Origin of the sequence: Malonomonas rubra DSM 5091 (assembly GCF_900142125.1) — a bacterium.
GTDB classification, from domain to species: domain Bacteria; phylum Desulfobacterota; class Desulfuromonadia; order Desulfuromonadales; family Geopsychrobacteraceae; genus Malonomonas; species Malonomonas rubra.
The window spans coordinates 22,623-29,003 of sequence record NZ_FQZT01000026.1 but is presented as its reverse complement, the minus strand read 5'-3'; the positions used below and the strand labels follow the sequence as shown (position 1 = coordinate 29,003).

Below are 6,381 nucleotides of genomic sequence, written 5' to 3'. Positions count from 1 at the left end.
ATGAAAGATCGTTCCCGCAGTCACTGAGTGATGATGTTCGCAATGCCTGCAGAGATAAAGTCCTCTGGAACTCATCCAGTATTTATCGTGGCCGCAGCGGGTGCATTTAAATCCATCCGGCCAGCGAAGTTGAAGGAGATAGTCGAGACAGGCTTCTTCAGAATGGAACCTGCGGTCAAATTCAACTTCATTGTTTGGAAAATCTTCTATCATGGCTGGCCTCCTCTTTAAGATGAGACCAGTTTGTACCCACTACGTGACAGCTAATGTCTCAACTGGAGCGAAGTGGATAACCAGAATGGTCTTTATCTCTTTAGATGAGCTCTTGCCGACTGCGGAAAAATACGGTGAACACCACATGGCGATGTACGGTGTGGTTGCCGGCATGGCCGTTATGGCGTCCAGCTTGTTGATGTTTGCTTAAGGCACGATCTGATGACGCAAAAAAAGATTTACATGACACCTGGCTGCGCTGAAAATCTGAAAGCAGAATTGAAGGATTTACTCTACAAACAGCGCCCTGAAATGGTTGATACGGTTGCCTGGGCGGCAAGTAATGGTGATCGCTCAGAGAACGCTGATTATCATTACGGGAAAAAACGTCTTCGCCAGATTGATGGTCGCATCCGTTTTCTGCAGGGAAGACTCGACTCCGCTGAAATCGTTGACCCGGTTAAACAGCGGGACGTTGCTGGCGATCGTGTGCTGTTTGGCTGTACCATCACGGTAGAAAATGAAGAGGGCGAAGAGCGCACCGTAAGTATTGTCGGTGAGGATGAAATCGACCTCAATAAAGGACGAATCAGCTGGGTTTCTCCACTTGGCCGGGCGCTTCTCGGTAACTCGGAAGGCGATTTGATCACATTCAAAAGCCCGCGTGGAGTTGAAGAACTCGAAATAGTTAAAGTCGACTACATCTCTTTGGACTAAAAAAGGCTGCCTGCAAATGCTGAAAATGAAATGCCCGAAATGCGAAGAGATGATCGTCTCTGCGCTGCTTTCTGATATAGAAAAAATTCCTTGTGAACACTGTAAAGAGGTTGTCCCTGTTACCAACGTCATGGTGTTTGCCGAAGGTTTTACCTTTCACCGCAACGATCTGATCAAGCGCATGTTCCGCTACAAAACCCTGCTGATGGAGATCAGAAAAGAACGGGAAATGCTTGACAAGAACCCGGAGGCGTCAGCAGAGGGCAAGCGCAGCCTGGAGCGTTTTGCCCAGGCATTGGCCGAGGTCATGGCGGGGGCGCGCAACAATCTGCGTATCGATTTCAGCTCACCGGTTCCAGTGAAGTTTCGTGCCGGCCAGCAGTCGGGTGAGGGGCAACTGATCAACCTGAGCATGTCGGGCGCATGTCTTGAGATCAAACGTCAGCTGATATCGCCGAAGAAAAAAATGCCAATTCAAATCGGTTTCACCCTCCCGGGAACGGAGCGCCAGTTTACCCTCAAAGGTTTTGTCTCCTGGGTTAAAAAGGGCAGCTCGCTCGGTGTCGAGTTTGCCGAGCTGCCCGCTGATGTGCAGGAGCAGTTGTGGACTTTCATTTCATCTGCGGTGGAGAACTAATCGCTCAACAATACTTGCAGAGGTGACTCTTTCGGCGGGAATGTCCCTTTGAGCTTATTCTCTTTGGTTGCAAACAACAGGTAACTATACTTCCCGTAATGCGGGATTTTTCTCGCCACAGCGCCATCTTCACTGTTCTTGTCACTCAGAAACCATGCCACAACGCGCGATTCATTTAACGGGTTGGTCTGAACAAGAAATGCTGAATTGCCAGCCAGCGTATGTTTGTTCCCCACCAATTTCAGCTCGGCGCCAATCAGTTCCTGTGGCTGTAAAGTATCGGTCGCACCAAAGATCAGCAGATCATTCTGGGCCAGTTCTTCGTTCGGAACCGTCTTTATATCCTTGGGTATCAATGCTGCTTTACGCAAAGCCGCAAGCAGTGTCTGACTTGCTTCGTCCGATGGCTTTAGTTTGTCACCATGAATCGCCAACAGGCTGCGGCTGCCACGTATTGCATTGACCGTTGCAGGTATTTCTTTTTCATCGAGAATACGGAAAATGTCTGCTGCCGGATCGGCTGTCAGTTTTTCTGGCCGGTTTGGGCTGCTGATAGCAAAGCTTTGCTCTTTGTCTGTCAATTCAATCTTCCGATCAATCCTTCCGTTTGCCATCTGAAGCTCTACAGGAATTTGAAGCCGATAGCTTTTCCCGAGTTGTTTCAATGTTCCACTGGTTTTAAAACCGGTCTCTGTTTTCTCTGTTTTAACATTCTGCAACGCGAGGATCGGGCCAGAAGGGCGTTGCAGCCACTGGTTGAAGAAATCCGAAAGGTTGCTCCCACTTGCTGCAGAAAAGTAGCGGGCAAAATCAGCCCAGCCGATCTGCTGGAACATTTGTTCTTCGGCAATCTGTTTCAATGTTGCCCAGAAAATGTCATCACCGACCTGCTGTCGCAGCATGTGAAACAGCATCGCGGCTTTACCGTAGCCGATTGATTGGCTTGCCCGGTCATGACGTGACATGAAGTGGCTCAGAGGGAACTCGCTTTGATCGTCAACCAGAACGGCATAATCCCGCAGAACTTTCAGACGATATTCAAGGGCCTCTGCCGCAGAACTTCGTTCTTTGTAGAGATAATCGGCAACGTAGGTTGTAATCCCCTCTGCCCAGTTTCCCTGTCGATAGTCGACCCTGACGCCGGTTCCCCACCAGGAGTGGGCCATCTCGTGGCCGAGACTGGTTTTAACAATAAAGGGCAGGCGGATCACGCTGCTGCCGAGCAGGGTCCAGGAGGGAAAGCCATAACCGGTCGGGAAGAAGTTCTCTGCCACGGCAAATTTATGAAAAGGGTATGAGCCGAAAAGCTCTTCGTAAAGCTGCAGATATTCCCGGGCAGCTTTTAAATAAACTTCAGCGAAGTGCGCTGACTGTTCGTAAAAGTAAGCGTAGATCGGCACGTTGCCATTTGTGTCACTGAAAACCTGGTAGGGGCCTGCACTGAGAGTGAGTCCATAGATCGGGTAATCAACCAGCCAGCTCGAGCGGCTTGTTTCTGTCGAGCTACTGTACTCAAGGCGTTTACCGGAACTGATCGCCTGATAGCCCTTGGGGGCAGAAACATTCAGAAGATATTGGAATGCACCACTTTCCGGCCGTGGATACCAGCTTGCTCCCGCAGAAAGAAAAGTTCCTGTTGCCGAAATCGATGCCGACACACCATAACTCGGGTCTTCATTATGAACCGGAACGGTGCTGACAGTATCGCTAAATTCACCATAATAGATGATCTGTAGCGGCTTGGTGCTCTGTAGGTCGATTTTCAGTAAGCCTGCTTCAAAACGGTAAGGCAGAGCTTCCCCATCCTGAAGAACGGAAATGATATTGCAGTTTTCTGCAAGCTGAAACCGCAACTCTGTCTTGCCCGGAGCATCGACAGAAATGAGCGCTTCCGCACGTAGTTCCTGTTTTTCCGGGAAAAGTTCGACCTGTAATTGGTAGTTGCTGATAGCCACTGCATTGAACGGCAGCAGCAAAAGAATGAAAAGGAGTAGTCTGCGCATAGTCTCATCCTTGTGTATCCGGAGTAATAGTTACTTTACCCTAGTCGCGGATGGGACGACAAGCGCACCTCGCTGATTAGTCTTGCAGGCGGAGATGGTTTTTTCGTAGAGGTGTTACCGTGGCCGTACATTGATAATCGACGTCGTTGCGGCCAAGATTTTTGACTTTGTAGAGAGCTTTATCGGCACGACGCAACGCTTCAATGTAGTTTTCTTCGTGCTCTGCCCATTGCGAAACGCCGATACTTGCGGTCACGTTAAATACTTTGTTCTGGCATCGGTGGGGCTGTTTTGCCAGGGTTCTCCTGATTCTTTCGGCATCGATCAATGCACCGTCCAGGTCGGTATTGGACAGCAGCAAGAGGAATTCTTCTCCCCCGTATCGACTGACAATATCCGCTTCACGACACATTTTATTGAGTAATTTTGCCGTTCTTTGCAGGACTTTGTCACCCATTTCATGGCCATAGGTGTCATTGACTTTTTTGAAATGATCGAGATCGATCAGGATGAACGAAAGCGGGGCGCCAGTGCGTCGCGCCTTTTTGATTTCATGCTCTGCATGTTCCAACACGGAGCGTCGGTTCGCCAGGCCGGTCAACGCATCTGTTGTGGCCTGGTTTCGCAGCTCTTCTTTAATTCGCAGTTGTTTCTTCTGATATCGGGTGACACGATATGTCATGAACATAATGATGAGGCTGACAACCGTACCCAGAACAGCAAAGTTAAGCGCTGTTTTACGCCAACTGGCAAGAATGGTTCCTTCTGGTTCTGAGATGCTGACAACCAGAGGATAGTTGCCGATACGACGACTGGCAATCAGGTGAATCTGCTGATCGGTGCCAACTGGTTGGCGCATGACGATGGTTTTCTTCGTCAGGTCACCTGGCCGAACAAGATTGCGTAGAAATTTACCAACATACTGTTGATGGTCAGGCAGGTGGGTATAGACATAGCCATCAAGGGACGAGAGCGTTAGTGATGCGCCATTACTCAGCTTGATTGCCTGATAGCGGTCGAAAAGCAGATTCAGATCAACCATCCCGACCAAGACCATTTCAAGCTCACCAGTGGAATTGCGCAGCCCTCTACTGACACCGAATTGCCATCGGTCAGTACTTCCGGTAACGGCAATTGGACGGCCGATATACAGCTGTTTCAATTGATGGTTCGTGTGGATAGAGAAAAAATCGCTGTATTGTAATTCTTCCTGCTGGAGGGAGTTGCTCTTGTAGAGGGCTTTGCCTGCCGTATTCAGAATCAACAAAGATGAAACAGGAGTGTTTTGTGCGAGCTGGTTTTCCAGCGCGGCCTGGATCAGGCCGGGTTTGTTTGCGTCGACGTGGTCAATGGTGCGAAGCAGGTTTTCAATGCCGGTAAAGGTTTGATTCAGACCGTACAGGGTGCGATCGATATCGAGCCCCAGGTAGTGAATATCATTGACCGCATGATTACGAGCTTCCTGCAGGGTTGCGTTTTTTTGCGACTGGATTGTATAGCCGATAAAAAACGAACTGACAAAAACGCAGAGAACCCCCAGAACCCAAGTTCGGAGCATAATAAGATCCTGTGTAGAATTTTGATTTGGGGTCAGGTCCCCCCCTTGGTACCTGAAATCGACGTTTTCATTTTTGAAGTTATTTGCCAACACATTCAGCAAATCGAATGCCAGTTTGTTTCTTTTGTAACAATTTGTTTTGGAATCAAAGAGACTTGCCAATGAGTGGATGCGAAGAAAATAAATATATTGAAGATTTCGGGACAGAACTGCCCTCATGAAAGAGAAAGAACTTGAATGAACTTTTGCCAGAGCAAAGATGAGTTCAGTGGGGAAAGTGCAAAAGGGGGATATCACCCAGAATGGCTTGTGAATTCACCAAATCCTAACAAGAACAGTATTTTAGTCAGGATTTGATTGAATTACGCATAGCTTTCAGTTCACCAAAAGTCAAGTTCGGTCGCAGGATGTCACGGGCCTGTTGGCGGTAAGCCTCAAGGTGAGGATATTCTCTGCAAAGTTGTCGCATTTCCTGCTCAGCCTCTTCCTGCTCGGCGAGGCTACGCAAGTCTTCCAAACCCGTAAAGACACGGAGCATCATCCGCCCGATGAGAGTGCTGAACATGATGATGCTTGCGGTGATAAGCGCTGAAAGCACACTGCCGAGCGCTGTCCCACCAGGCAAGCCGTTGACTGTGCCACCGACAGCAAATGCCGCTGCAATGGCCACAAAAGCAACCGTCATCAAATCAGCTGCGCGCAAGCGTTTCATTGTCGTTGCCAAGATGACGGCGATGACAGTCCCCAGTCCAAGAATCGCCAACAGACCGTAACCACTGATGATATCGAAAAGATAGAGAGCCAGAAGAGCGAAGCCGTGGAAGCAGTCGGAAACAATCGACTGCTGAATCAACTGTTTTTTGAACGCGGTCAAGCGCTGCTGTTCCGCATCGATTTCGTGGTGTGTTGGTGGCGATTGGTGGACATCAAAAGTCAGCATGATAAATCAACTTTCAGTTTGATCTTCGCTGAAAAATTCAAATCCGCTGCAGACCTTTTTACTCATGAATTGAAAGAATTTCAACTCTTCAATGGAATCGATTTCGACTTTCGGGGCGTCCCTGGTCCCTTTTACGAGGCTGAGGTTCTGGTTCATTTCATGATGAATCTGAATCAGCGCAATCCGTTTTGCGGCTTCGGCGTGCTTTGCACGGATCATTCTGGTCGCAGTGAAGGTGAACTTGCCGTGCTCTCCATCAAAATTTAGCAGAATGTTCTTTGCCGAGAGTTTTACCCGAAACCGTTTCATTGTT

7 protein-coding genes and 1 pseudogene are annotated in these 6,381 nt (G+C 48.9%); 3 read left to right on the top strand and 5 right to left on the bottom strand.

The window, feature by feature from the left end:
* Nucleotides 1–213, bottom strand: a 213-nt coding sequence (locus BUB13_RS18700) for a transposase (RefSeq protein WP_139249428.1), incomplete at its 3' end; no start/stop codon positions are given.
* A gap of 85 nt (nucleotides 214–298) precedes the next feature.
* On the opposite strand from BUB13_RS18700, the pseudogene BUB13_RS19420 reads away from it, so the two are divergent.
* The 3 genes and pseudogenes from BUB13_RS19420 to BUB13_RS17650 form a co-directional block, all read left to right on the top strand.
* Nucleotides 299–424, top strand: a pseudogene (locus BUB13_RS19420) (zinc transporter ZupT); the annotation flags it as partial.
* Between the two features lie 11 nt (nucleotides 425–435).
* On the top strand, nucleotides 436–930 hold the full coding sequence (gene greB, locus BUB13_RS17655) for a transcription elongation factor GreB (RefSeq protein ID WP_072910087.1): 495 nt from the start codon (nucleotides 436–438) through the stop codon (nucleotides 928–930).
* Nucleotides 931–946: 16 nt separating this feature from the next.
* On the top strand, nucleotides 947–1,567 hold the full coding sequence (locus tag BUB13_RS17650) for a PilZ domain-containing protein (protein ID WP_072910086.1): 621 nt from the start codon (nucleotides 947–949) through the stop codon (nucleotides 1,565–1,567).
* Here BUB13_RS17650 and BUB13_RS17645 read toward each other — a convergent pair.
* From BUB13_RS17645 to BUB13_RS17630, 4 genes are all read right to left on the bottom strand, one after another.
* Nucleotides 1,564–3,570 (bottom strand): M1 family metallopeptidase, encoded by a 2,007-nt coding sequence (locus BUB13_RS17645; protein ID WP_072910085.1) that lies wholly within the window; start codon nucleotides 3,568–3,570, stop codon nucleotides 1,564–1,566. The two genes, BUB13_RS17650 and BUB13_RS17645, sit on opposite strands and share 4 nt — an antisense overlap.
* Nucleotides 3,571–3,646: 76 nt before the next feature.
* Entirely contained in the window at nucleotides 3,647–5,128 is a 1,482-nt protein-coding gene (locus tag BUB13_RS17640) for a sensor domain-containing diguanylate cyclase (RefSeq protein ID WP_072910084.1), read from the bottom strand.
* Between the two features lie 346 nt (nucleotides 5,129–5,474).
* A complete protein-coding gene (locus tag BUB13_RS17635) occupies nucleotides 5,475–6,068 on the bottom strand; it encodes a hypothetical protein (protein ID WP_072910083.1) in 594 nt (197 codons plus the stop codon).
* A gap of 6 nt (nucleotides 6,069–6,074) precedes the next feature.
* Nucleotides 6,075–6,377: a hypothetical protein gene (locus BUB13_RS17630; protein WP_072910082.1), complete on the bottom strand. Its 303-nt coding sequence runs from the start codon at nucleotides 6,375–6,377 to the stop codon at nucleotides 6,075–6,077.
* Nucleotides 6,378–6,381 lie beyond the last annotated feature (4 nt).